24 protein-coding genes are annotated in these 23,550 nt (G+C 60.1%); 11 read left to right on the top strand and 13 right to left on the bottom strand.

Going from position 1 to position 23,550, the window contains the following annotated elements:
• Nucleotides 1-49: 49 nt before the first annotated feature.
• Complete coding sequence (locus tag DLM_RS14835) at nucleotides 50-1,252, bottom strand: ammonium transporter (protein WP_089085712.1); 1,203 nt, start codon at nucleotides 1,250-1,252, stop codon at nucleotides 50-52.
• A 641-nt stretch (nucleotides 1,253-1,893) separates the two neighbouring features.
• Here DLM_RS14835 and DLM_RS14825 point away from each other — a divergent pair.
• The 4 genes from DLM_RS14825 (at nucleotide 1,894) to DLM_RS14810 (ending at nucleotide 7,610) form a co-directional block, all read left to right on the top strand.
• Nucleotides 1,894-2,931 carry an extracellular solute-binding protein gene (locus tag DLM_RS14825; RefSeq protein WP_231959864.1) on the top strand — a complete coding sequence of 346 codons (1,038 nt, stop codon included), beginning with the start codon at nucleotides 1,894-1,896 and terminating at the stop codon, nucleotides 2,929-2,931.
• Nucleotides 2,932-2,934: 3 nt separating this feature from the next.
• Nucleotides 2,935-4,659 (top strand): diguanylate cyclase domain-containing protein, encoded by a 1,725-nt coding sequence (locus DLM_RS14820; protein ID WP_089085715.1) that lies wholly within the window; start codon nucleotides 2,935-2,937, stop codon nucleotides 4,657-4,659.
• A 56-nt stretch (nucleotides 4,660-4,715) separates the two neighbouring features.
• Nucleotides 4,716-5,990 carry an Hpt domain-containing protein gene (locus DLM_RS14815; RefSeq protein ID WP_197715421.1) on the top strand — a complete coding sequence of 425 codons (1,275 nt, stop codon included), beginning with the start codon at nucleotides 4,716-4,718 and terminating at the stop codon, nucleotides 5,988-5,990.
• A gap of 93 nt (nucleotides 5,991-6,083) precedes the next feature.
• Nucleotides 6,084-7,610, top strand: coding sequence for a fumarate hydratase (locus tag DLM_RS14810; RefSeq protein ID WP_089085717.1), 1,527 nt, complete (start codon nucleotides 6,084-6,086; stop codon nucleotides 7,608-7,610).
• A 267-nt stretch (nucleotides 7,611-7,877) separates the two neighbouring features.
• Here DLM_RS14810 and DLM_RS14805 read toward each other — a convergent pair whose 3' ends face one another.
• A complete protein-coding gene (locus tag DLM_RS14805; RefSeq protein WP_089085718.1) occupies nucleotides 7,878-8,405 on the bottom strand; it encodes a cysteine hydrolase family protein in 528 nt (175 codons plus the stop codon).
• Between the two features lie 123 nt (nucleotides 8,406-8,528).
• Here DLM_RS14805 and DLM_RS14800 point away from each other — a divergent pair, with 123 nt between their 5' ends.
• Nucleotides 8,529-9,470 (top strand): GlxA family transcriptional regulator, encoded by a 942-nt coding sequence (locus tag DLM_RS14800; RefSeq protein WP_089085719.1) that lies wholly within the window; start codon nucleotides 8,529-8,531, stop codon nucleotides 9,468-9,470.
• Here the strand turns inward: DLM_RS14800 and DLM_RS14795 are convergent.
• Nucleotides 9,464-10,387: a LysR family transcriptional regulator gene (locus tag DLM_RS14795; protein WP_089085720.1), complete on the bottom strand. Its 924-nt coding sequence runs from the start codon at nucleotides 10,385-10,387 to the stop codon at nucleotides 9,464-9,466. The genes DLM_RS14800 and DLM_RS14795 overlap by 7 nt on opposite strands.
• A 369-nt stretch (nucleotides 10,388-10,756) precedes the next feature.
• Between DLM_RS14795 and DLM_RS14790 the strand changes: the two genes are divergently transcribed.
• The 3 genes from DLM_RS14790 to DLM_RS14780 all read left to right on the top strand — a co-directional run bounded on the left by DLM_RS14790 (nucleotide 10,757) and on the right by DLM_RS14780 (nucleotide 13,695).
• Entirely contained in the window at nucleotides 10,757-11,980 is a 1,224-nt protein-coding gene (locus tag DLM_RS14790; RefSeq protein ID WP_167467124.1) for a GGDEF domain-containing protein, read from the top strand.
• Between the two features lie 150 nt (nucleotides 11,981-12,130).
• Complete coding sequence (locus tag DLM_RS14785; RefSeq protein ID WP_089085722.1) at nucleotides 12,131-13,009, top strand: MBL fold metallo-hydrolase; 879 nt, start codon at nucleotides 12,131-12,133, stop codon at nucleotides 13,007-13,009.
• Nucleotides 13,003-13,695, top strand: a complete 693-nt coding sequence (locus DLM_RS14780) for a DsbA family protein (RefSeq protein WP_089085723.1) — start codon at nucleotides 13,003-13,005, stop codon at nucleotides 13,693-13,695. The genes DLM_RS14785 and DLM_RS14780 overlap by 7 nt, the downstream gene beginning before the upstream one ends.
• Before the next feature lie 34 nt (nucleotides 13,696-13,729).
• On the opposite strand, the gene DLM_RS14775 is transcribed toward DLM_RS14780, so the two are convergent.
• Nucleotides 13,730-14,878, bottom strand: coding sequence for a PP2C family protein-serine/threonine phosphatase (locus DLM_RS14775; RefSeq protein ID WP_089085724.1), 1,149 nt, complete (start codon nucleotides 14,876-14,878; stop codon nucleotides 13,730-13,732).
• Between the two features lie 201 nt (nucleotides 14,879-15,079).
• Here DLM_RS14775 and DLM_RS14770 point away from each other — a divergent pair, with 201 nt between their 5' ends.
• Together DLM_RS14770 and DLM_RS14765 are read left to right on the top strand one after the other, a co-directional pair.
• Nucleotides 15,080-15,541 (top strand): YaiI/YqxD family protein, encoded by a 462-nt coding sequence (locus DLM_RS14770; protein WP_089085725.1) that lies wholly within the window; start codon nucleotides 15,080-15,082, stop codon nucleotides 15,539-15,541.
• A 322-nt stretch (nucleotides 15,542-15,863) separates the two neighbouring features.
• Entirely contained in the window at nucleotides 15,864-16,616 is a 753-nt protein-coding gene (locus DLM_RS14765; RefSeq protein ID WP_089085726.1) for a class I SAM-dependent methyltransferase, read from the top strand.
• Between the two features lie 52 nt (nucleotides 16,617-16,668).
• On the opposite strand, the gene DLM_RS14760 is transcribed toward DLM_RS14765, so the two are convergent.
• The 3 genes from DLM_RS14760 to tadA are packed head-to-tail and all read right to left on the bottom strand — an operon-like array spanning nucleotide 16,669 to nucleotide 18,495.
• The gene (locus DLM_RS14760) at nucleotides 16,669-17,085 is read right to left on the bottom strand and encodes a DUF2721 domain-containing protein (RefSeq protein WP_089085727.1); all 417 of its coding nucleotides are present in this window, start codon (nucleotides 17,083-17,085) and stop codon (nucleotides 16,669-16,671) included.
• A gap of 5 nt (nucleotides 17,086-17,090) precedes the next feature.
• Complete coding sequence (locus tag DLM_RS14755) at nucleotides 17,091-17,726, bottom strand: L,D-transpeptidase (RefSeq protein WP_089085728.1); 636 nt, start codon at nucleotides 17,724-17,726, stop codon at nucleotides 17,091-17,093.
• Between the two features lie 22 nt (nucleotides 17,727-17,748).
• A complete protein-coding gene (gene tadA, locus DLM_RS14750) occupies nucleotides 17,749-18,495 on the bottom strand; it encodes a tRNA adenosine(34) deaminase TadA (RefSeq protein WP_089085768.1) in 747 nt (248 codons plus the stop codon).
• 115 nt (nucleotides 18,496-18,610) lie between these two features.
• On the opposite strand from tadA, the gene DLM_RS14745 reads away from it, so the two are divergent.
• Nucleotides 18,611-19,546, top strand: a complete 936-nt coding sequence (locus tag DLM_RS14745; RefSeq protein ID WP_089085729.1) for a hypothetical protein — start codon at nucleotides 18,611-18,613, stop codon at nucleotides 19,544-19,546.
• A gap of 28 nt (nucleotides 19,547-19,574) precedes the next feature.
• On the opposite strand, the gene DLM_RS14740 is transcribed toward DLM_RS14745, so the two are convergent.
• From DLM_RS14740 to smpB, 6 genes are all read right to left on the bottom strand, one after another.
• Nucleotides 19,575-19,853: a hypothetical protein gene (locus tag DLM_RS14740; protein WP_089085730.1), complete on the bottom strand. Its 279-nt coding sequence runs from the start codon at nucleotides 19,851-19,853 to the stop codon at nucleotides 19,575-19,577.
• A gap of 1 nt (nucleotide 19,854) precedes the next feature.
• The gene (locus DLM_RS14735) at nucleotides 19,855-20,241 is read right to left on the bottom strand and encodes a phage holin family protein (protein WP_089085731.1); all 387 of its coding nucleotides are present in this window, start codon (nucleotides 20,239-20,241) and stop codon (nucleotides 19,855-19,857) included.
• Between the two features lie 15 nt (nucleotides 20,242-20,256).
• Nucleotides 20,257-20,571, bottom strand: coding sequence for a DUF883 family protein (locus DLM_RS14730; RefSeq protein WP_089085769.1), 315 nt, complete (start codon nucleotides 20,569-20,571; stop codon nucleotides 20,257-20,259).
• 481 nt (nucleotides 20,572-21,052) lie between these two features.
• Nucleotides 21,053-22,630 carry a glutamine-hydrolyzing GMP synthase gene (gene guaA / locus DLM_RS14725; RefSeq protein ID WP_089085732.1) on the bottom strand — a complete coding sequence of 526 codons (1,578 nt, stop codon included), beginning with the start codon at nucleotides 22,628-22,630 and terminating at the stop codon, nucleotides 21,053-21,055.
• Nucleotides 22,631-22,695: 65 nt separating this feature from the next.
• The gene (locus tag DLM_RS14720; protein WP_089085733.1) at nucleotides 22,696-23,052 is read right to left on the bottom strand and encodes a hypothetical protein; all 357 of its coding nucleotides are present in this window, start codon (nucleotides 23,050-23,052) and stop codon (nucleotides 22,696-22,698) included.
• Nucleotides 23,049-23,504: an SsrA-binding protein SmpB gene (gene smpB / locus DLM_RS14715; protein WP_089085734.1), complete on the bottom strand. Its 456-nt coding sequence runs from the start codon at nucleotides 23,502-23,504 to the stop codon at nucleotides 23,049-23,051. The genes DLM_RS14720 and smpB overlap by 4 nt, the downstream gene beginning before the upstream one ends.
• Between the last annotated feature and the right edge of the window lie 46 nt (nucleotides 23,505-23,550).

Here is a 23,550-nt window from a genome sequence, read left to right as displayed (position 1 = left end):
ATTATGACAAGGTAGTCGGGCCCGCGCACCAGGCCCGACCATCAATCAATCACCAGTTGGTTTCGCGATCCGGTGTGGCGCTGATCTGGTGGATGGTCAGATCCGCCCCGTTGAACTCCTCTTCTTCATCCAGGCGGATGCCCACGGTTTTACGCAGCAGCGCATACACCACATAACCGCCGACAAAGCCAACGGCAACGCCGGCCACGGTGCCCAGCACTTGCGACAGCAGGCTGACGCCGCCCAGACCGCCCAGCGCGCTCTGGCCGAAAATACCGGCGGCAATGCCACCCCAGGCACCGCAAATGCCGTGCAGCGGCCATACCCCCAGCACGTCGTCAATCTTCCAGCGGTTCTGGGTTTGGGTGAACAGCCAGACAAACATGCCACCGGCCACCAGGCCCACCACCAGCGCGCCCAGCGGGTGCATGATGTCCGAGCCGGCACACACTGCCACCAGGCCGGCCAGCGGGCCGTTGTGAATGAAGCCAGGGTCGTTCTTGCCAGCCCACATGGCGCTGAGCGTGCCGCCCACCATGGCCATCAGCGAGTTGATCGCCACCAGGCCGGAAATACCATCCAGACGCTGCGCGCTCATCACGTTAAAGCCGAACCAGCCGACAATCAAAATCCACGCCCCCAGTGCCAGAAACGGAATGGAAGAGGGCGGATGGGCGGAGATGCGGCCTTCCTTGCTGTAGCGGCCACGGCGCGCACCCAGATTCAGCACGGCAGCCAGGCCAATCCAGCCCCCCACCGCATGCACCACCACCGAACCGGCAAAGTCATGGAAGGGCTGGCCAAAGCTGTGGCTCAGCCAGTCCTGCACGCCGTAGTGGTTGTTCCAGGCAATGCCCTCGAAGAAGGGATACACCAGGCCTACCAGCAAAAAGGTGGCGGCAGATTGCGGGTGGAACTTGGCACGCTCGGCAATACCGCCGGACACGATGGCCGGAATGGCGGCGGCAAAGGTCAGCAGGAAGAAGAACTTCACCAGCTCATAACCATGGTGATCGGCGATATGGCGGGCATCACCCAGGAAGTTGACCCCGTAGGCCACGGTGTAACCGACAAAAAAGTAGGCAATGGCGGAGACGGCAAAGTCGGTGAGAATCTTCACCAGCGCGTTGACCTGGTTTTTCTTGCGCACGGTGCCCAGTTCCAGAAAGGCAAAACCGGCGTGCATGGCCAGGATCATGATGGCTCCTAGCAGCAGAAACAGTACGTCTGATGGTGCGTTGGCAGTTGGCATGGCGAGTCCCGTTGTTGTCGGCTTTTGTGTCCTCCTTAAAGCAAGGGCAGTGCCAGCTGGTGCAAAAGCGCACCAGCCTGGTTCCGCAATGCCCGGAAATGGCCGTTTCCAGCCCGCTTTTGGGGAAGGGCGGGGCGGTATTGCATGCTGCAAAACAGTGCAGATGCACCAAAAAGGTGTGTGCCGCTTATTTCGTGCCGCTGTTTGGTGCATTGGCGTGCGGTGGCGCTGGCGCAATGGCGCAGCGCTGCTGCATTTGCCGGTGCGGCATGCTGCTTGCCAACGATGGTTTGTCACAGCAGGGGTGGATAATCGGCACGTGCCGATGGGCGCGCCGCATGCACGGTTTGCCATGCTGCGGGAAGCTGCCGCCGCTATGGCAGTGGCACCGGGGGCAGGCTTCCTGCTTTTGCCGGCGGCGGATGCCGTGCCAGCGGCCTGTGTCCTGCGACAAAGCCGGCCGGTCGGCTTGGCTTCTGCCCTTGTTGCGGCAGGCTTTGGCCGGCGCATTGTTGCAGCGGGCTGCAAGTTGGCGCGAACGCCTGGCTGGCTAAGAAATTTCTGTAAAAAAATCCGGTGATAAGTTTGATAAGCAGCTACATTCAAAAATCAAACGGCAGATTGAAAAAAGAAAACCAAACGTGGCAACAAGAATACACAGCCTGCTTGCGGGGATAATCGGCTGCCTGTTGTGCTGCCAGCTTGCGCTGGCCAGGGACGTGCTGCGCGTACTGGCCTGGCCGGGTTATGCGGATCGGGATGTGGTGCAGGCATTTGAGCAGCGCTACCAGGCCAGCGTGGAAGTGACCTTTGTCGATTCCGACGAGGCACTGTGGGCGCACATGCATGCGCCCAATGGCCCGCGTTTTGACGTGGTGGCAGCCAACACCGCCGAAATGCAGCGTTATTATGCCGCCGGACTGCTCAAGCCGCTTGATCCAGCCTTGCTGCCCAATACCCGCCGCCAGTTGCCGCGCTTCCGGCAGTTGGCCGCCATTCCCGGCCTGCAGCAGCGGGGCCGGCTGTATGCCGTGCCGTATACCTATTCCACCATGGGCATCATCTACGACAAGCGCCAGTTTTCCCGGCCTCCCGATTCGATGAATGTGCTGTGGGACCGGCGCTATCGCCACAAGGTGCTGGATTTCAACAGCGGGCAGCACAATTTTTCCTTTGCCGCGCTGGCCAGCGGCATCAGCCAGCCATTCCAACTGTCGGCAGCCCAGCAAGCCATGCTGGTGCAGCGGCTGATTGCCCTGCGGCGCAATGTGCTGACCTATTACACCCTGCCGGAAGAAGCCAGCGAGCTGTTCATCCGCCATCGGATTGCCGTGATGTTTGGTAATTACGGCACCCAGCAGCTCAACTCCCTGCGCCAGGCCGGGGCCGATGTCGGCTATGCCATTCCGCGCGAAGGCGTGCTGGCCTGGCTGGACTGCTGGGCGATGACGGTTGCCGCGCGTAAGCCATTGCTGGCACAGCAATGGATCAATTACATGCTGGAGCCCTCTGTCAGCGCCCTGCTGCCCACGCGCCAGGGCCTGGCCAACACCCTGTCACCCAGCAATGAGCTGACTGCCGGCGCGCGCGTACTGTGGCTGCAGCCGGTGGAGGATGCTGCCCGGCGTGAAGCGCTGTGGCAGAAAATCTATTCTGGCGACCGGCCGGGGAGCTTCTGAGCCATGCGTCCCGGTCTTCTGGTCAAACTGGCGCTCTTGCTGGCCATCTTCGGCATTCTCGCCTCCGGCATCACCGGCTACTACGCCTATACCGTCAATCGCGCCATGCTGGTGTCGGCGGCACAGAGTGACCTGATTACTGCGGCTCGCGGGGTTAACCGCCGCTTGTCGCAGTCGGTGGAAGAAGCTGCCGATGATGCGTTGCTGTTGTCGCGCCTGGTGGATGTGGAGCGGGTTATCAACGGCCAGCAAGCGCAGCGATTGCGCATTGCCAAGCAGGAACTGGCCCAAGCCTTTGCCTCCATGTTGGCCTTGCATCCGGAATACCTGCAGGTAAGGTTGATCGGTGCCGCCAACAACGGACTGGAACTGGTGCGGGTGGATAGCCAGGGCGGGCTGACCTTGCGGGTGGACGACAAGGATTTGCAGGAGAAGGGACATTTTCCCTACGTGTTCGAAACCCTGCTGGTTCCTGCCGGGCAGATTTATCAGTCATCCATTGCCGTCAACCATGAGCGGGCCGCCCATGATGCGGAAGGGCGGCCAGGCCTGATGGTGGCGACTCCGCTTTCCCGTCGCGATGGCCGGCCCGGCGGTCTGCTGGTCATCAATCTGGACCTGACTCGGCTGCTCAGCCAGTTGCAACTGGATTTGCCCAAGGATTACCAGCTATACATGGCCAATCGCTGGGGTGATTTCCTGGTTCACCCCGATCCGACGCAGACTTTTGGCTTTGACAAGGGGCGACGCATCCTGATGCAGGACAGTTTTGCACCCACCCATCTGTTGTTCGAGCGCAAGGCGGGGAGCCTGGCGCTGAGCGGCCTGGCGCAGCCGGAACAATCCGCCGGCAAGGTGATGGCCTTTGTCCGCCTGCCCATCGGCCGCGGCAGCCGGGATGATTTCGTGGTGACCGGCCTGGTACAGCCGCTAGATAGCGTACTGGCACTGGCTGCGCCACTGGGGCAGCGCATTATCCACATGGTACTGGCGTTCAGTGTCATCGCCATTTTGCTGGCGGTGGTGTTTGCCCGCGCCATGCTGCGTCCCATCAATACCCTGGCCCAGGCGGCCTGCAGTTTTCCCGATACCCGCCAGCAGGTAGCGCTGCCGGTGGAGCGCAATGACGAAATTGGGGTGCTGGCACGCAATTTCGACCGCATGCAGCGGCAGATCAACAGCCATATGGCCAGCCTGTACGACAGTCAGCGCGAGCTGAGCTACCTGGCGCACCACGACAGCCTGACCGGCCTGGCCAACCGTGCCTTGTTTTTCCAGCAGTTGGAAAAAATGCTGGCCCTGTCGCAGCGAAGTGGCGCACAGTTTGCCGTGCTGTTTGTCGATCTGGACCACTTCAAGCAGATCAATGACCAGCATGGCCATGCGGTTGGCGATCAAGTGCTGCAAGTGGTTGCCCGCCGCTTGCAGCATGCGGTGCGTGGCAGCGACATGGTGGCGCGCATGGGCGGGGATGAGTACCTGATCCTGCTGCAAGGCAGTTTTTCCACCGATGCCCTGTCCGAGCTATTGGACAAGCTGGCCCTGATCATCAGCGAGCCGATGATTGTGGAAGACAAGAGGCTGGAAGTGGGGGCCAGCATCGGCTACAGTCTTTATCCGCGCGACGGTACGTCCGCCGAACAACTGGTCAACCAGGCTGATCATGCCATGTATCATGTCAAGGCCATCCAGCGTGACGGCCATACCAGGCAACTGCCTTATTCCTGATTCCCGCCAGTGTTGTCAGACCGGCGCCACCCCCTTTGCCACCGATGCCGCTATCGATGCCTGAATCCCGCCCGCCCCTGATCCCGCCCTTGCTGTCTGCCCGCCAACTGGTACGGCCCGCCGATGATGTTGCCCTGGCCAGCCTGCTGCGGCAGTTGCATCTGCGCTTTCAGCCGCAGGCCCAGCACCTGCAGGTGGATTTCAGCTTGGAACTGGACAGCGCACTGGCCGCGGTGCTGCAACTGGACCTTCCCGTACTGCAGCAACTGCTGATGCAACTGCTGTCGCTGGTCTTGCCTGCCCAGGCCGGGGGGAGGCTGGTGCTCAAGGCGCAGGTGTGGGCACAGCAGCACATGCGCCAGATTCTTACCCTGGAGCTGATCGCCAGTCGCGCAGGCGACGCCAGCATGTCGGCGGGCAAGCACTGCGGACCGGCGCGCGCGCGCAAGGGTCGGCACGCCCAGGCCGACTGGCTGCACTGCCGACAACTGGCGCGCAGCCTGGGGGCGGAGCTGAGCCTGGAGTCCGGTGCGCGCGGCATGCATATCAGTCTGCAGCTCAAGCCGAGCATGCCCGAGGCACAGACTTCGCCTTGTGCCGCCGTGGCTGGGCGCTGGCCGGTTTTGTTGCTGTGTGCCGATGCCGAGCAAAGCGGGCAGCTACAGCGGCAATTGCAGGGTGCGGGCTATCCGCTGAACACCGTCAACACGGTGGCGGCGGCCTTGCAATGCTGGCAGCAGCAGGCGGTGGCGGCGCTGCTGTTGGCTGAGCCGCAGCCCGGTTGCAGTCTGCCGGCCTTGTTGCCGCCGATGCGCCGCCTGGAAAGCATCCAGCCTTGGCGCGGCCACACGCCGCTGCTGGTGGTGCTGCCACAGCCGCATGCCCTGCCGCAAGCGCTTGAGCCCATGCCGGATGGCTGGCTGCCCCGTTCTTTTGATTGCACCGCCTTGTCCCCCTGGTTGCCTGAATGCGCGCTCAGCAATACGGCGTCCTTGCCGGTGCTGGACCGAGCGGTGCTGTTTGATCTGAGTCAGGGCGACTGGGCGCTGGAGCTGCCCTTGCTGCAGCACTATCTGCAAGACAAGCAGGCCGATCTGGGCCTGTTGCTGCACGCCTGGCAGCAGGGCGATCTGCCGACCTGCGTGGCGCTGGCGCATCGCATCAAAGGGGCCAGCCGCACCGTGGGGGCGGCCAGCCTTGCCGAGATTGCCGCCAGGCTGGAGCAGGCGGCCAGGGCAGGCCGGGTGGATGGCCTGCCCGGCCTGCTGCTGGAACTGGAACAGGCGGTGGATGATTTCTCGCTGCACCTGCAGTCGATGGCGGGCCGCTGAGCATGCCAAGCCGGCACGGGCATGGCGCAATAAGGCGCAAGCGCCTAAAATGTCCCGACAATTCCTAAAGCCCCTACGCTGGAGAGACCGCTCATGGCTGTTATCCGTCAGGATGATTTCATTCAAAGCATCGCCGATGCTTTTCAGTACATCAGTTGCTACCACCCCAAGGACTACATCGACGCCCTGTATCAGGCCTATCTGCATGAAGAAAGCCCGGCGGCCAAGGACGCCATGGCGCAGATCCTGATCAACAGCCGCATGTGCGCCGAAGGCCGTCGCCCCATCTGCCAGGATACCGGCATTGCCGTGGTATTCCTGAAAGTGGGCATGAATGTGCAGTGGGACGCCACCCTGTCGGTACAGGAAATGGTCAACGAAGGCGTACGCCGCGCCTACAACAACCCGGACAACAAGCTGCGCGCTTCCGTGCTGCTGGATCCGGCTGGCAAGCGTCAGAACAGCAAGGACAACACCCCGGCCGTGGTCCACTTCGAAATCGTCGAAGGCGATGGCGTGGAAGTGACCTGTGCGGCCAAGGGCGGTGGCTCGGAGAACAAGTCCAAGTTCTACGCGCTCAATCCGTCCGACAGCATTGTCGACTGGGTGATCAAGACCGTGCCCACCATGGGTGCCGGCTGGTGTCCGCCGGGCATTCTGGGTATCGGCATTGGCGGTACCCCGGAAAAAGCCATGCTGCTGGCCAAGGAAAGCCTGATGTCGCACGTGGACATCCACGAGCTGAAAGCCAAGGCTGACAGCGGTGCCGAACTGTCCCGCGTAGAACAACTGCGCCTGGAAATCTTCGAAAAAGTGAACGCGCTGGGTATTGGCGCGCAGGGCCTGGGTGGCCTCACCACCGTGCTGGACGTGAAGATTCTGGACTACCCGACCCACGCCGCCAGCCTGCCGGTGGCCATGATCCCCAACTGCGCCGCCACCCGTCACATCCATTTCCATCTGGATGGCAGCGGCCCGGCCCACCTGGCCCCGCCCAGCCTGGAAGACTGGCCGGAAATCACCTACGACACCAGCAATGGCAAGCGTGTGGATCTGGACAAGATCACCAAGGAAGAAGTGGCCAGTTGGCAGCCGGGTGATGTACTGCTGCTCAACGGCAAGATCCTCACCGGCCGCGATGCCGCGCACAAGCGCATGGTGGACATGCTGAACAAGGGCGAGGCGCTGCCGGTGGACTTCACCAACCGCTTCATCTACTACGTGGGCCCGGTTGATCCGGTGCGTGACGAAGTGGTTGGCCCGGCCGGCCCCACCACTGCCACCCGCATGGACAAGTTCACCCGCCAGATGCTGGAACAGACCGGCTTGCTCGGCATGATCGGCAAGGCCGAGCGTGGCCCGGCTGCCATCGAAGCCATCAAGGACAACAAGGCGGTATACCTGATGGCGGTGGGCGGTTCGGCCTATCTGGTGTCCAAGGCCATCAAGGCCTCCAAAGTGGTGGGCTTTGCCGACCTGGGCATGGAAGCCATCTACGAGTTTGAAGTAAAAGACATGCCGGTAACGGTAGCGGTCGATTCCAACGGTATCTCGGTACACAATACCGGCCCGGCGGAATGGCGCGTCAAGATCGGCAAGATTCCGGTCAACGCGGCCTGATAGCTGAACCAATCTTGCTGCAAGCAGAAACCCGCCATCCGGCGGGTTTTTGGCTGCTGACAAAGTTATTTGCTGCGATTGTACTGGACCCGGCCAAGCCGGGCCTTTCGACTGAATAATCGATTTCGCAGGCTTGCCATCTATTCCCTATCCCCTCACCCTTTCCCTGAAAGGGAGCCTCGCTTTCCTTTCCGGAAGCGAGCGGGAGAATAGAAAAACCGCCCGGAACCGGGCGGTTTTTCTATTTGGCCAGAGGAATGCGGGGCTTCAGGCCAGGGCTTCTGCCGCGCTTGGCAGTGGCACCCGGATGGACAGCGCATTGAGCGCAATCGCATGCATCATCTGGTCCACCGTGCTGCAGCAGTCGGCCAGTACCTTGACCTCGTACGGTGCGGCGGCGGGTGACAGGGCGGTATGGGTGACGCAGTTGTGCGTCATCATGCCGCACAGCAGCAGTTGGCGGCTGCCCAGCTTATCCAGTGTGGCCTGCAATGTGGTTTGGTAAAAGCTGTCGGCTGCCTGTTTGATTACTACCGTGGCTTGCGGCGCGGCGGCCAGAATGCGCGGATGAATGGCCACGCCTTCGCTGCCGGCATTGAAGAAGGGGGACAAGCCTTCACTGCTGTCGGCCACATGCTGTACCAGAATCACCGGGATACCCAGTGTGTTGGCCTGTTCGATGGCCGCCACGCAGTTATCCAGCACGGTGGCGGTATTCCACAGTGGATATTTGCCGCCGGGAAAATAGTCGTTTTGCAGATCGATCACGATCAGTGCGCTGTCTTGTGCTGCCATGTGTATGCTCCGCTTGCTGGTGGTCAGGTGCTTATTATCAGCAGGCAGGGCAGCCTGCCATAGTGGCCCGATTGCCAGAATGCGTTAATATCGGGCCAATCCTGTCTTGTCCGGAGTACTGTCATGTCTGCGCCCATCATTGCCGTGATCGCTTTTGCCCATATCAGTCCGTTTCATCTGTCGGTGCCCTGTGTGGTGTTTGGCGATGAGCATCCCGGTCTGCCGCGTTTCATCCTGCGGGTGTGCGCGGTGGAGTCTGGCAGCTTGCCAAGCTCGGCTGGCTTCAGCATTAGCTGCCAGTATGGGCTGGAAGCGCTGGACGGCGCAGACATCATCATCCTGCCTAGCTGGGAGGCCGGTCGCCCGGTGCCGCCGCGCTTGTTGCTGGCGCTGCAGCAGGCGGCGGCGCGTGGTGTGCAGATTGTCGGCCTGTGCCTGGGGGCTTATGTGCTGGCCGAGGCCGGCTTGCTGGATGGCCGTGCCGCCACCACGCACTGGGCTTATGCCGAGGACTTTGCCCTTCGCTATCCGCAGGTAAGGCTGGACCCGACGGTGTTGTATGTGGAAGATGGCCAGATGCTGACCTCGGCTGGCACCGCGGCCGGGCTGGATTGCTGCCTGCATCTGCTGCGCCAGCGTTATGGGGCGGAGCTGGCCAATGGCGTGGCGCGGCGGCTGGTGGTGCCGCCACACCGTCAGGGTGGGCAGGCGCAGTTTATCGAGCAGCCGTTGCCAGCCAGTGCCGGTGATTCACGGCTGGCCGTGCTGCTGGACTGGATCAGGGCTAATCTGGCCGAGCCGCATAGCCTGGACAGCCTGGCGGACAAGGCGGCGATGAGCCGGCGCAGCTTTACCCGGCATTTCCGTCAACTCACCGGGCGAACGGTGAGCCAGTGGTTGCTGGACGAGCGGCTGGCCTTATCCCAGCGCCTGTTGGAAAGCGCCGATCACAATATCGAGCAGATTGCCCGGCTGACGGGTTTTGGCTCGCCCGAATCCTTGCGTCATCACTTCCGCCAGCGCTATGCAGTGTCGCCCAGCCAGTGGCGGCAGAGTTTTCAATAAACACTGCTGGCCGCGGCGGGCTGCTCCCAGGGGGGCGTGGGGGCAAAGTGCTGCTGCAGGAAATCCAGCAAGGTGCGCATGGCCAGCGGCAACTGGCGGCGCGAAGGGTAGAGCGCATAAATGCCCAGGCTGGTGGGTTGCCAGTCCGGCAGCAGTGCCACCAGCTCGCCGCTTTGTAGCAGCGGCTTGACCAGGTAATAGGGCTGCATGGCCAGTCCGGCTCCGTGGCGGCAGGCTTGTAGCAGCGCCATCGCCTCATTGGCGCTCAGCCTGCCATCTACCTTGACCAGCACTTCTTCCTGGCCGCGGCGCAAGCACCATTCGCTGCGGCCAAAGCCGCTATAGCTCAGGCAGTGGTGCTCTTTGAGGTCGGCCGGCTGCTGTGGCTGGCCGTGGCGTGCCAGATAGTCCGGTGCGGCCACGATGACCGACGCACACTCTGCCAGCCGGCGGGCGATCAGGCCCGGCTCCGGGGCATTGGTGATGCGCACGGCCAGATCAATGCCTTCCTCGATCAGATTCACCGCTTGATCTCCCAGTTGCAGGTCGATACGGATCTGCTGGTGTTCGGCCAGAAAGTCGCTGATGGCCGGTGCCAGTTGCGCCATGCCGAAGGACATGCTGGTGGTGATGCGTAGCTGGCCGCGCAACTGGCCATCACGCAGCCCCACTTCCTCGCGGGTTTGCGCCGCCAGCTCCAGCATCTGCTGGCAGCGTGCCAGGCAACTGGCTCCGGCATCGGTCAGCGTGACGCTGCGGGTGGAGCGCTGCAGCAGGCGCGCGCCCAGCCAGTCTTCCAGCTCGGCAATGTAGCGGCTTACCATGGCGCGGGACAGATCCAGCTCCTGGCTGGCTGCGGTAAAGCTGCCGCGTCGCGCCACTTCGACAAATACCTGCATGGCAATCAGCCGGTCCATGGTTGTCCTTGTTTGGTCTGATGCATGCCCGGCATGATAACCCAGCCCGTCTGTGCTGCGTGCGTCGCGCTCCGGCTGCTTGCCCTGTGCTGCCCCCTGGCGTGCTGATGCGGTATAAACATGCGGATTGGCTGGCACTTTTTGCGATTAATGCCATGCCAGGGCTGCTTTTGCTCATTTGTCATCGAATGTGTGACGGACGGTGTCTACGCCGATTTACCCACAGCCATTTCCGTTATACTGCTGCGTGAATTACAAATCAGGGCTTTTCTCCTGCCCGTTTTAAAGCAGCATGCCTCACCAGAAGCCTGCTGGCGCAGTTGGCTTTGCGCTCTGGCACCATGGCTGCATGATAGCGAAAACAGCATCATGACTGAGAAGACTTCGCCGCAGCTTGAGCAGGAACTGGCTGCCGCCGACAGGCAACCCTGGTATCAGCTGGCCTTTCCGCCCTTGCTGGAACAAGGCTATCAGCTTGCGACCGGTGAACAGCGCCTGCGGCGCTACCGGCTGTTTGGTGCCGTTGGCATCGTCGTGTTCATGCTGTACGGGCTGGTGGACAAGTTTTATCTGGCAGACGCCTATGACCGTATCTGGATCTGGCGCTGGCTGATTTTGCCCGGCATGGGCGCAGCCGCCATCATCGGCAGCTACTGGGCACCCTTGCGCCGCTGCTACGAGCTGTTGGTCGTGAGCGTCAGTACCTGCTGCGTGCTGGCCCTGACCTGGTTTTTTTCCCTCAGCCATATGCCGACCGCCCAACACTATTATGGCGGGGTGATGCTGTGCCTGGTGTTCATCATGTTCGGCCTGCGCATTCCCTTCCGGCTTGCCTGCTATAGCTGCTTCATCAGCATGTCCTACCTGGGCTGGGTGCTGCTTGGCTGGCATTTCCTGGATGAAGCCATCCGCTCGCTGATCTTCATCCTGGTGATTTCCAGCGTGTTGCTAGGGCTGCTGGGCTTGTTCCAGTTGGAGAAGGAAGCGCGGCGCAGCTATCTGCTGGCTCAGGCCCTGCAGCGCGATCATCGCCAGTTGCAGCAGGGTTTCAAGCAGTTGCAGCAGATATCCAGCATCGATGGCCTTACCGGCCTGTTCAACCGGCGCTATTTCGACCAGCAGTTGCACAAGGTGTGGGATGCCCGTCTGCACAACAAGGCCGGTATTGCCCTGCTGTTTGTCGATGTCGATTACTTCAAGAAATACAACGATAGCCAGGGCCACCAGATGGGTGATGATGCGCTGATCCGGGTGGCTCAGGTGATAGGCCGCCATGCGCAACCGGCCCATGGCTGTGCAGCCCGTTATGGTGGCGAGGAATTCGTGCTGCTGTTGGCTAACTGCAGCGTGGGGCAGGCAACCCGGTTGGCCGAGCAATTGCGCCAGGATGTGGAGGCCCTGGGCCTGCCACACCCATCTTCATTGTGCAGCCAGGTAGTCACCATCAGCATTGGCATTGCCGTGGCGCATGCCAGCATCAACCAGAAGCCGGACTGGCTGGTGAGCACGGCGGATGCCGCGGTTTATCAGGCCAAGAAGCACGGGCGCAACCGCATCGTCACCATGCACTCCTGCCAGCCGCTGCCCAATTGATCTCTGCAGTTGTGGCTATAGCAGTTATTTGCTCGAAAAATGAAACAATATTGTGCATTTTAACGGGTATATCTGCGCTTTCTTTGACGCTAAAGTACGCTCCATCATTCATCAGGCGCTGCGATTGTCCAGCGTCATTCGGAGCAGATCATGTCGCGTATTTCTGGTGTTGTCCTGTCCCTTTCCCTGGCATTCAGCCTGTTTGGCAGCGCTGCAGAGGCTGCGGAGGCACTGAAGCTGTCGGTCTACCATGCCGATGAAAACAGCTTTAATGTTACCTCGGTGCTGGTCAGTGGCGAAAAGGATGCCGTGCTGATCGATAGCGGTTTCACCCGTGCCGATGCCTACCGCATTGCCGCCCAGATACTGGATAGCGGCAAGAACCTGAAAGCCATCTACATCAGCCAGGCAGACCCGGACTATTACTTCGGTGCCACCGTGCTCAAACAGGTTTTCCCGCAGGCCGAACTGCTGGCCGCCGCGCCCACCCTGGCCCGGATCAAGGCCAATGTTGCCGGCAAGGTGGCATTCTGGGGGCCGAAAATGGGTAGCAATGCGCCGCAGTCAGCAGTCACCATGCCGCATGAACTCAAGGGCAGCCAACTGCTGCTGGAAGGCCAGGCCATCGAGGTGCGCGGCACCAGCGGCGTGCTGGCCCATCGCGGCTATGTGTGGATTCCCTCCATCCGGGCGATTGTCGGTAATGTTGGCGTAGTCTCCGGTCTGCACGTGTGGACTGCCGATACCCCGAGCAAGCAGGAACGCCAGGCCTGGGTAAAACAGCTTAATGAAATGGAGGCGCTGCAGCCGGCGCAGGTGATTCCGGGTCATATGGCAAGCAATGCACCTACTGGAGTGGCCAGCATCCGTTTTACCCGTGATTATCTGCAGCAGTTCGAACAGAATCTGGCACAGGCAGCGAATGCACAAGAGTTGATCCAGCGCATGCAGCGCGCCTTCCCGCAAGCAGGCGAGGCCATGTCACTGGAAATCGGTGCCAAGGTCAACAAGGGAGAAATGAAATGGTAAACAGCACCCTGCATTATTTTTACGACCCCTTGTGCGGCTGGTGCTATGCCGCCTCTCCACTGCTACAGGCCGCTGCGGCGCTGCCCGGCCTGAGCCTGGTCTTGCACGCTGGCGGCATGATGAGTGACAGCCGTCGCCAGCCGGTCACGCCGGCCCTGCGTGCTTACGTGATGCCGCATGACCAACGCATCGCCGCCCTCACCGGGCTGCCGTTTGGCGCGGATTATTTTGAAGGTCTGCTGCGTGATGCCAGCGCGGTATTCGACTCCACCCCGCCCATTGCTGCCGTGCTGGCGGCAGAACAACTGGGGCAGTCAGGCCTGGCCATGCTGTCTGCCTTGCAGCGGGCGCATTACCAGCATGGCTGGCAGATTGCCGACAGCACAGTCCTGCAGCAGATTGCCCAGCAGCAAGGACTGGATCCGGCCGCGTTTGCAGACGAACTGCAGCGGCAGCTTGCGCTGGCCGACCAGCATATCCAGCACAGCCGAGATTTGATGCAACAGTATCGGCTGCAGGGTTTCCCCAGCCTGTTATTGGAGCAGAATGGCCAACTGCAGCAGGTGGAAGTATCGCCCTGGCTGGGCCAGCCACAGGCATTTGCCAGCGCCCTGCAGGGGGAAATGAAGAGTGGGCAGCACGCTGCGCCATTGTGCTCGCCGGATGGCTGCAGCCTGCCTGACTAGCACCAGCAAGGCCGGCCAGCCTGCCTGCGCCGTTTCAGGGGCAGCGTACGACGACCAGGGATATATCGTCGTGGTTCTCGCTGCCACCCAGGTGCTGGTTCACCGCCTGGGTAATCGCCCCCTGAATGTCCAGCGATCCGGCCTGGCGGATGGCCGCCAGCATGCCGTCCAGCCCAAAGGGCTGGCGGTCGGCATTGTAGGCCTCGGTCACACCGTCCGAACAGACCACCAGTGCGCCGCTTTCCTGCCAGTTGAAATAATCCAGCGTGGACTCGAACTCGCTGTCAGGCAAAATGCCCAGCGGCGGGGCCTTGGAGCGGAAGGTGCGCAGCACTTCGCCATTCTTGCCGATGTACATGGCACAGGGGATGCCGCCATTCCACACCGCAATGCGGCGTAGCTGGTAATCCACCTCAATCAGCGCCGCAGCCACAAAGCGCCCAATAGGCAAGATGGTATGCAGCTTGCGGTTGATGGTGCGCGCGATCTCCTGCACCGGCAGATTCCGGTCACACATGGCAAAGAAGGTATCCACCGCGGGCAAGCCGCAAATGGCCGCGGCCAGTCCATGGCCAGTACTGTCCGCCAGCATGATGCGATCCAGCCCTGGGCGACTGCGGCGGATGCAGATGGTATCGCCACTGAAGTTCATTGCCGGGCGCTGCCACTGCTGGATATTCGGCGGTGTCTGCTCGGCGCGGCGGGTGAACCGGTCCAGCACCATCTGGGCAAACATCTGCTCCTGTTCATTGATGCGGTAATACGCTTCCAGCCGCTCACTGTCCTGGGCGATGCGCTGCTGCATCTCCGAAATGCGGATCAGCACATGCAGCTTGGCCGTCAGGATGTCCAGATCAATCGGCTTGGTCAGATAATCATCCGCACCCATTGCCAGGCCGCGCAGCAATTGGCTGCGGTCGGTCAGCGAGGTGAGGAAAATGATGGGAATCCAGTGTTCGCCCAGCAACTGGCGGATGGTGGCGGTAGCGGCAAAACCATCCATCACCGGCATGGTGACATCCATGAAAATCACATCAGGCCGCTGCTGCAGGCAGAAGTCCACAGCCTCCTGGCCATTGCATACGGCTACGGCTTCATGACCGAGCAAACGGATGTAGTCGATCAGGATCTGACGCGAGGTCGGGCTGTCTTCAGCTACCAGAATGGTCAGCGCGCGGGTCATTCAACAAACCTTGTGGGGGATGGAGCAGGGGAGCAGCCTGCCGGTGGCGTAAACATGTGCATGTGCAGCTACTATAGAGCGCCAGAACAGTTTATGCCATTAGCTTGGCAATGAATCTGCTGACTTTAACAGATTGGCATGGGCAGACCGGCATGACTGTTGTAGGCTTGCCGCACCTTTATTGCAGCCAAAGTACCTGACATGACCATCTGGGTTGATGCCGACGCCTGTCCTGCCGTCATCCGCGACATCATTTGCCGTGCCGCCCAGCGTACCTGTACGCCGGCGGTGTTTGTGGCAAACCGCCTGACCTCCCTGCCAGCCAGCCCCTATCTGCGCGCCATCGTGGTGGCCAAGGGTTTTGATGTGGCCGATGCCGAAATTGCCCGCCAGTGCCAGGCCGATGATTTGCTGGTGACCGGAGATATCCCGCTGGCCGCCGAAGTGCTGGCCCAGGGGGCGTCCGCGTTCAACTTCCGTGGCGAAGCCTATTCCCCGGATACCATTGCAGGCTTGCTCACCATGCGTGATTTCATGGAAACCATGCGCGCCAGCGGCATCCAGAGTGGCGGTCCTCCGCCGTTCAGCCAGGCCGACCGCCAGCAGTTTGCCGCCAGGCTAGACCAGTGGCTGGCGGCCAGCCTCCGTCGTATCCGCCAGTAAGTCTTGGGCAGCGCATCGTTCTTTTGCCCTGCTCAGCCGTCAACAGCCGGTTGGCCGGACGCAAGAATTTCCTGCGGGTGCCGATAAGAAACCAAGAATCAAACCAGGCATATCACCAGGCATATCACCAGGCAGAAATGGCCGGTCTGCTTACGTTTTGTGATTATTATCTTGATCTGTTTAAATTTTTTCTTTTAAAAGAAATACATTCAAATTAAATGAAACGGATCATGCTAATATCATTTTTACCTTGCATCCAAGGGGTGACGCGGAATGATCCGGCGCACCGTTTACCCGAGAGAGCGTTCATTTGAGCCCAATCATGGATACGCGAGCCATCGCCACATTCGACCTGCAATCAGACCAATATGCGCGCTACCGTCCGCAATACCCGGACATGCTGTTCCGCTGGCTGCAGGCTGCGGTTCCTGGTCATCAGCGCGCCTGGGACTGCGCCACCGGCACCGGTCAGGCTGCTGTGCAGCTATCCCGCTTGTTTGCCAGGGTTGATGCCTGTGATATCAACCACAGCCAGCTCAATGCCGCTGAGCAGGCGGCCAATATCATCTACCTGGAGTGTGCGGTGGAACATCCGCCGTATGGTGATGGGGTATTCGATCTGATCACGGTGGCTCAGTCACTGCACTGGTTTGATTTCCCGCGTTTCTGGCCGCATGTGGAAAGAACACTCAAGCCCGGAGGCGTGTTTGCCGCCTGGGGTTACGACTGGTTTGAGGTTTCGCCGCAAGTGGATGACGCCATGCGCTTTTTCCGTGCGGTGATTGAGCCGTTCTGGTCCAGTTGCAGCCAACTGCTGTGGGATGGCTACCGCTATGTCGACATGCCACTGCCTGCCATCGACACCCCGGTTTATCAGATCGACATGCACTGGAATCTGGAGCAGTTGCTTGGCTATCTGCATACCTGGTCCGCCACCAAGCTATGTGTGCAGAGCCTGGGCAATCATGTCCTTAACGATGCCCATCTGCGGCTCAGACGTGGCTGGGGAGACCCTGCCGAGATTCGCCGGGTGAGCATGCCCTTGCATTTCATCGCCGGGCGCAAGCCGGGCTGAGTCAAAAAAAAACCGGCGGTGCCGGTTTTTTCATGCCTGCCGCAGCTCGCCCTCACTCCTGCTGACGATGCGACTCTGCTTCCAGATCGGACAGCAGGATATTCAGCGCATCCGATGAGCGCACCAGCTCCCATAGCGAGGTTGCCAGAGAGGCAATCATCAGCAGCAGACTGATGCCAAACGATAGTTCCCCCAGTTGCTGCCAGCCGGTATAGATCTGGAACATGGCCATGGTGCAGAGAAACAGGCTGCCTATGCCGAGAAACTGCATCCATTTGATCAACTGGATGCGCGTGCGCAGATTGCCGATCTGCAACAGGATTTTCGGGTTCTGCTCGGTCTTGTAATCGGTGTAGAGATTACGGATGATGCTGGCCAGACCAAGAAAGCGGTTGGTATAGGCGAGCAAAAGCAGCGAAATGGCGGGAAACAGCAAGGCTGGTGTGGTGAGGTTAAGTGCTGCGTGCATGGTAGTCAGGCGTTCTCGTCTATCAAAACATCGATGCCATTAGGCGTCTGGTCAAACAACTGGATGATGTCCGGATTCTTCATCCGCACACAACCCAGCGAGGTCGGGGTGCCAAAGGCAACATGCTCACCCGCGCCATGCAGATAAATGGCGCGCTCATAACTGTCGACATTGCCACCCTGATTCCGGCCTGCCTCATCACCGCATAGCCACAGGATGCGGGTGAGAATCCAGTCCTTGTCCGGATATTGCTGGTGCAGTTCGGCCGTGTACTTCCATGGTGTTACCCGGCGGCGGAAGATGATGGTGTTGGCCTCGGCCCCTGCGCCCAGTTTTTCACATACATGGTGCCAGCCGCGTGGGGTCTGGTAGCTGTTTACCTGCTCTCCGGCCCCGCGGCGTGCTGTCGAAACGATATAGTGCTGTTGTTGACGGCCCCATTCGTCAAACAGTGTCAGCGACTGGCTGCGGATGCCAACCAGAATCCAGGGCTGGCCGTAATGCCGCGCATTGGCACGGGTAGCTTGCACAGGTGCAGCCTGTTGTGTCTGCAAGATCAAGGCCGCCGTGTCTGCGCTGTTTGCCGTGGCGGCCAGCAGCGGCTGCGACAACAGGCCAATAAGCGCTGCAAGCCATCGCATTGCGGGCAAACATGCTGCCATTTCAGGTCTCCTGCTGGCGGCGTTGGCGGAAAAAATCGCTCAACTGCTGGCTGCACGCCTCGGCCTGCTGCCCCCCCCAGATAGCGGTATGGTGATTGATCTGAGGCATGGCAAACAGATTCAGCACACTGCCGGCAGCGCCGGTTCGTGGTTCGCTGGCACCATACAGCACCCGGGCGATGCGGGCATGCAGGATGGCACCACTGCACATGGCACAAGGCTCGAGTGTGACATACAGATCGCATCCGTCCAGTCGGTAATTACCCTGATGCCGGGCGGCATCACGCAAGGCTTGCATCTCGGCATGCGCCGAGGGATCACACAAGCCCACCGGCTGATTGAAGCCACGGCCGATGATCTGCCCGTGCCGGACCACCACCGCCCCCACCGGCACCTCCCCGTTTTTTGCCGCCAGGCTGGCCTGCAACATGGCTTCATGCATGAAGCCGGTGATTTCCTCAGCCGTGGGCGGCAGGGCAACCGGCGGATGGCTTGCCAGTTGCTGATCCAGCCTCACCCGGTCGGTATCTGCCAGCGCAGACCAATGTACGCCGCGGGCAGCCGCTTCCAGCGCATACAGCAAGCGCCGGGTCACCGTGTGGCCGGCAGCTTTCAACTGCAAAAAAGTGGTGACGCTGCCGTTTTGTAGCAGCTGTTCACGCGTGCAGATACCGAGCTGCAGCAACCATTGAATGGCGGCCGGTGGCAGTGGTGGCGTGGCAAGCGGGGTTTGGGGGGCGCAAGGCATCATGATGTGCGGCGGTGACTGGGTCCTGCATTTTACCGTTTTCGTTGGCAGGACTTGTAGCATTGCGTTAAAGAATTGTCGCAATATGCCGATAGATTAATGTGAAGAAATTTTTGTGGTAATCGACAGCATGCTTTCCATCCAGTTATTGGCCAACAGCGTGGTACAGACCGAGACAAGAGGCCATGCTTCCACGGCCCCGGCGGCCAGCGCAGTACCAACTGCGGCTGCGGATGCTGCGAACGGCACACAGAGTACGATAGCGACGGCACCGGCGGCAGCCCGCCAGGCGCTGAACCAGTCTTTACAGCAAGCCCTGAATCAATGGCGCCAGCAACAGTCGGTGCTGCAGAAGCAAGCCCAGACCAGAAAGCAGAATAACAGCCAGCCGCTGGATGCCAGTCGCATGGAAATGCTGAAGGATAGGGTGAAGAATCTGCGCCAGATGTTGTTGCTGGTCGGCCGAGACAAATCCGGCTTGCGCGCGATTGCCCTACAGCTCAAGCAAATCAGTGCCGAGTTGCGACAGATGGTTGCCAATGCCACCGGTCAGGCTCAGTCACCGGAGATGACCCTTACTGTGAATGCCACTGCAGGCGGTAGCGAGCAGGGGGAGGGTGGTGAGGAAGCGGTCTCTGCCGAGGATGCTGCTTCATCGACACCCGACACGGCTCAGGCGGCTGCGCAAGCAGACAGCAGTGCGGCAACCGCAGCGCCATCCACTGATCATGCTGCTGCAAGTAGCGGGCTGGCGGTCGGCAGTGGAATGGCCAGTGGACTGAATGGCAATATGGATTTGCAGGCGCTGATCAACAGCATCAAGGCCATTCAGCAGTGGCTGCGCCAGCGTCAGCAGCAAACGCCAGATGCGGAGTTAAAACAATCGCTGGATGCCAGTAGCAAGGACATGGCCGCCATCGCCAACATGCTGAATGGCGGTGGCAATAGTGCTGAAGGAGATGCCAGCCTTACACTGGTACTGGCCGATGCGGCAAGTGACGGTGGCAATGTCGCAGATGCTGTCAGTAGCGGGGCAAATGCCCAGGCCTGAAAGGGAAGGCCGGTGCATGGCTGCAGCCTTAGCGTGATCCCCACAACTTGCTGGCCAGTTTCCATAGCAGCAGCATGCGTGTGCCACGGCGTAGCCAGCGGCGTAAGGATTCCGAAGGCAGTACATTGGCCAGCGAGGACAGCAGGCTGGCCATGCGACCGCCACTGGAAAATGCCTTGAAACCTTCTCCCGCAATGCCCAGCGGGTGCTGACGTAGCTGTTCCAGTTCCAGTGTCAGTTTCACACGCAAAACTTCGCCCTTCATCAATAACAATTGCTTCTTGATGGCACGATCCTGAGGTTTCATGTCAGCGCCTTCCGCTCAGGCTGTCCCAATCCTTGCGGACTTCGGTCAGCGTATCTGTAAACGGGGCTGCGCTGCGCTGGGCACGCTGCCGTATATGCCATAACAAACCTAGGCCGCCAGCCAGACTCAGCAGTGTCAGACCACCCAGTACCACGGCACGGGACGATTCTGGTGTCAGCACCAAAATCAGCAACAGTCCGCACAGCAGGGCCAGCAGCAGCAGGATGAGCGCCAGTCCTCCCAGCAGCAGGGTGAGCAGCAGGCTGTCCTTCTGCTCTTCTGCTTCCAGCAAGAACAGTTCCAGGCGGGTGAGCAGCAATGAAAACACCCCACCCATCAGCGAGCGGATGCTGCCTGGGCGGGGTTGGCGCTTGGCGGATTCAGACATGCGGCAGTAAATGACTTAGCGACGCGAAACCAGCAGGCCGAGCAAGAAACCGACACCTGCTGCAATGCCAATGGATTTCCACGGGTTTTCGTGTACGTAGTTATCCGTGGCCTTGGCCGCCACCTTGGCCTTGCCCACCACCACCTTTTCCGCCTCCAGCAGACGGGACTTGGCCAGCTTGATGTTTTCACTCAGGCGCTTGCGCAGCTCACGCCCCTTCTCGCCACCTTCATCACCGGCAGCACCAAGCAAATCTTCGGTACTGGACAAAACCTGGCGTACATCATCCAGCAGTTGTTCTTTCTCCTGATTCAGTGCAGCGTCGGACATGGCAATTTCCTTGATGAAGTTGAAGCGGGTAAACGGATACAGACTGCAATGCAGAGTGGATGGTTCCCATGCGTGCATGGATACCCCTGAACGTAACAGTCGTACTGCGGTGCGTCAATTCCCAGCGGCGCAAGACTTGTCCTGACGCAACGGCTGACGGCTGTGATGTACACCCGTTTTCAGAAGATCGCGAGGAAATGACTAGCAATGTCGCGGCGTCCCTGCTGTGTCGGCTGAGCAGTTACGTTGTGACTCTATACCCTGTATTTGATGCATTTTGCCGGTATGGCTGACGTCCCAGGCATCCGGTGTGATATAAAGAAAAAAGCCCGGTTTCCCGGGCTTTAGAGGGCAGGTTTACTGTCCAAATTCTGTCCAAGTAGCTTGGTCAACAACGCGACTTAGAGCAAAAATTTTCAGAGCGTGAACACTCAATGCAAATTGATTGAAAATAACCTAACTGTCTGATATTTATCGGTTTTTATTCCCACTCAATCGTTGCCGGCGGTTTGCCCGATACATCGTAAACCACGCGGTTGATGCCGCGCACTTCGTTGATGATGCGGTTGGAGGCGCGGCCCAGCAGGGAGTAGGGCAGTTCTGCCCAGTGAGCGGTCATGAAGTCGCTGGTGACCACGGCACGCAGGGCAACCACGTAGTCGTAGGTGCGGCCATCGCCCATCACGCCAACCGATTTCACCGGCAGGAACACGGCAAAGGCCTGGCTGGTGAGGTCATACCAGTTCTTGCCGGTTTTCTCGTCCACGGTATTGCGCAGTTCTTCAATGAAGATGGCGTCAGCCTTGCGCAGCAGGTCGGCGTATTCCATTTTCACTTCGCCCAGGATGCGCACACCCAGGCCAGGGCCCGGGAAGGGGTGGCGGTACACCATGTCGTGCGGCAGGCCCAGTGCCACGCCCAGTTGACGCACTTCGTCCTTGAACAGCTCGCGCAGCGGTTCCAGCAGCTTGAGGTTCATGTCTTCCGGCAGGCCGCCCACATTGTGGTGGCTCTTGATGGTGTGGGCCTTTTTGGTCTTGGCTCCTGCGGACTCGATCACGTCCGGATAGATGGTGCCCTGGGCCAGCCACTTGGCATTGGTCAGCTTGTTGGATTCAGCCTGGAACACTTCGACGAACTCGCCACCGATGATCTTGCGTTTCTTTTCCGGGTCGGTTTCGCCGGCCAGCTTGCTCATGAACTGTTCGGTGGCATCCACGTGGATGACCTTCACGCCCAGGTTCTGCGCAAACATTTCCATCACCATCTTGCCTTCGTTCAGGCGCAACAGGCCGTGGTCGACGAAGACGCAGGTCAGTTGCGAGCCGATGGCACGGTGAATCAGCGCGGCAGCAACCGAGCTGTCCACGCCGCCGGACAGGCCGAGGATGACTTCTTCATCGCCCACTTGCTCGCGGATTTTCTTTACCGCTTCGTCGATGTAGTTGGGCATGGTCCAGCTGGGAATGGCACCCGCCACATGCAGCACAAAGCGATGGATCATTTCGGTGCCGCGCTTGGTGTGGGTCACTTCCGGATGGAATTGCACGCCGTAGTAGCCGCGGTCTTCATCGGCCATGGCGGCGATGGGGCAGGACGGGGTTTCGGCAATGACATGGAAGCCGGCCGGCAGGGCTGTCACCTTGTCGCCGTGGCTCATCCACACGTCCAGGAAGCCGTTGCCGGCATCGTCGACGTGGTCTTGCAGGCCTTCCAGCAGTTTGGAGTGGTGGCGGGCCTGGATCTGGGCGTAGCCGAATTCGCGTTTGTCACCGGCTTCTACCTTGCCGCCCAGGCTTTGCGCCATGAACTGCATGCCATAGCAGATGCCCAGTACCGGAACGCCCAGTTCGAACAGGGCCGGGTCGGCCTGGTAGTCGGATTCGTATACCGAATTGGGGCCACCGGACAGAATGATGGCCTTGGGGCCGAATGCACGGATTTCTTCAATCGGCATGTCAAACGAATGAAGCTCACAGTAGACGTGAGCTTCGCGTACGCGGCGGGCAATCAACTGGGTAACTTGAGAGCCGAAGTCGAGAATGAGGATCTTGTCCATGCCTGTCCTTGAAAGGTTCCGTTGGCCCGTGGGCCTGTCGTTCAATGGGTAAAGAGTTTGCCGGTTCAGGGAAGGTCCTGTTTGTCCGGCAGGGAGCGCCAGCGTGTGCTGCGCTCGGGAATCCGGTCGCTACGCGACAACAACATCAACAATCCGGCCAGTACCATGCCCAGCGACAGCAGGTGACTGAAGTGTAGTCCCATATTGTCGCGCAGGTAGGTGGCGGCTCCGGCATAAACCAGCAGCGGGCTGCTGACCAGGGTGGATTTGTTCAGGCCGTCCAGCAGTCCCAGCAGGCAGCCGGCTGCAATCAGCAGCAGGGCCAGCAGGGTGCTGGTGTTGGGTAACAGGGCGGTGCTTTTGAGAAACCATACCGCGCCCAGGCAAATCAGGGCGATGGGCAGCGCGGCACTTTTCTTCATGCGCCACCTCGCTGGTTTTTCATCAGGCGCTGCTTTTCACGCTGCCATTCGCGGTCTTTTTCCGAGTCGCGCTTGTCGTGCAGCTTCTTGCCCTTGGCCAGGCCTACCTGTGCCTTGATATTGCCTTTGCTGTAATGCAGGTCCAGCGCCATCATGGTGTAGCCGGCACGTTCCACCTTGCCGATGAAACGGTTGATTTGCGATTGCGACATCAAGAGTTTGCGCGGGCGGACCGGGTCCGGTTTGACGTGGGTGGACGCGGATTGCAGTGCGGTGATATGGCAGCCGATCAGCCAGAACGCACCGTTTTTCCAGTCGATATAGCTTTCTTTCAACTGGATGCGTCCGGCACGGATGGCCTTGACCTCCCACCCTTCCAGCACAAGCCCGGCCTCGAGTTCTTCCTCGATGAAATAGTCATGGAAGGCTTTGCGGTTCTGGATGATGCTCATGCGGCTGAGGTTTCCGTGGCTTTGAATGGGAATCGGCTATTCTACC

The organism is Aquitalea magnusonii, from assembly GCF_002217795.2.
Lineage (GTDB): Bacteria > Pseudomonadota > Gammaproteobacteria > Burkholderiales > Chromobacteriaceae > Aquitalea > Aquitalea magnusonii_B.
This window is presented reverse-complemented; position numbering and strand designations above follow the sequence as displayed.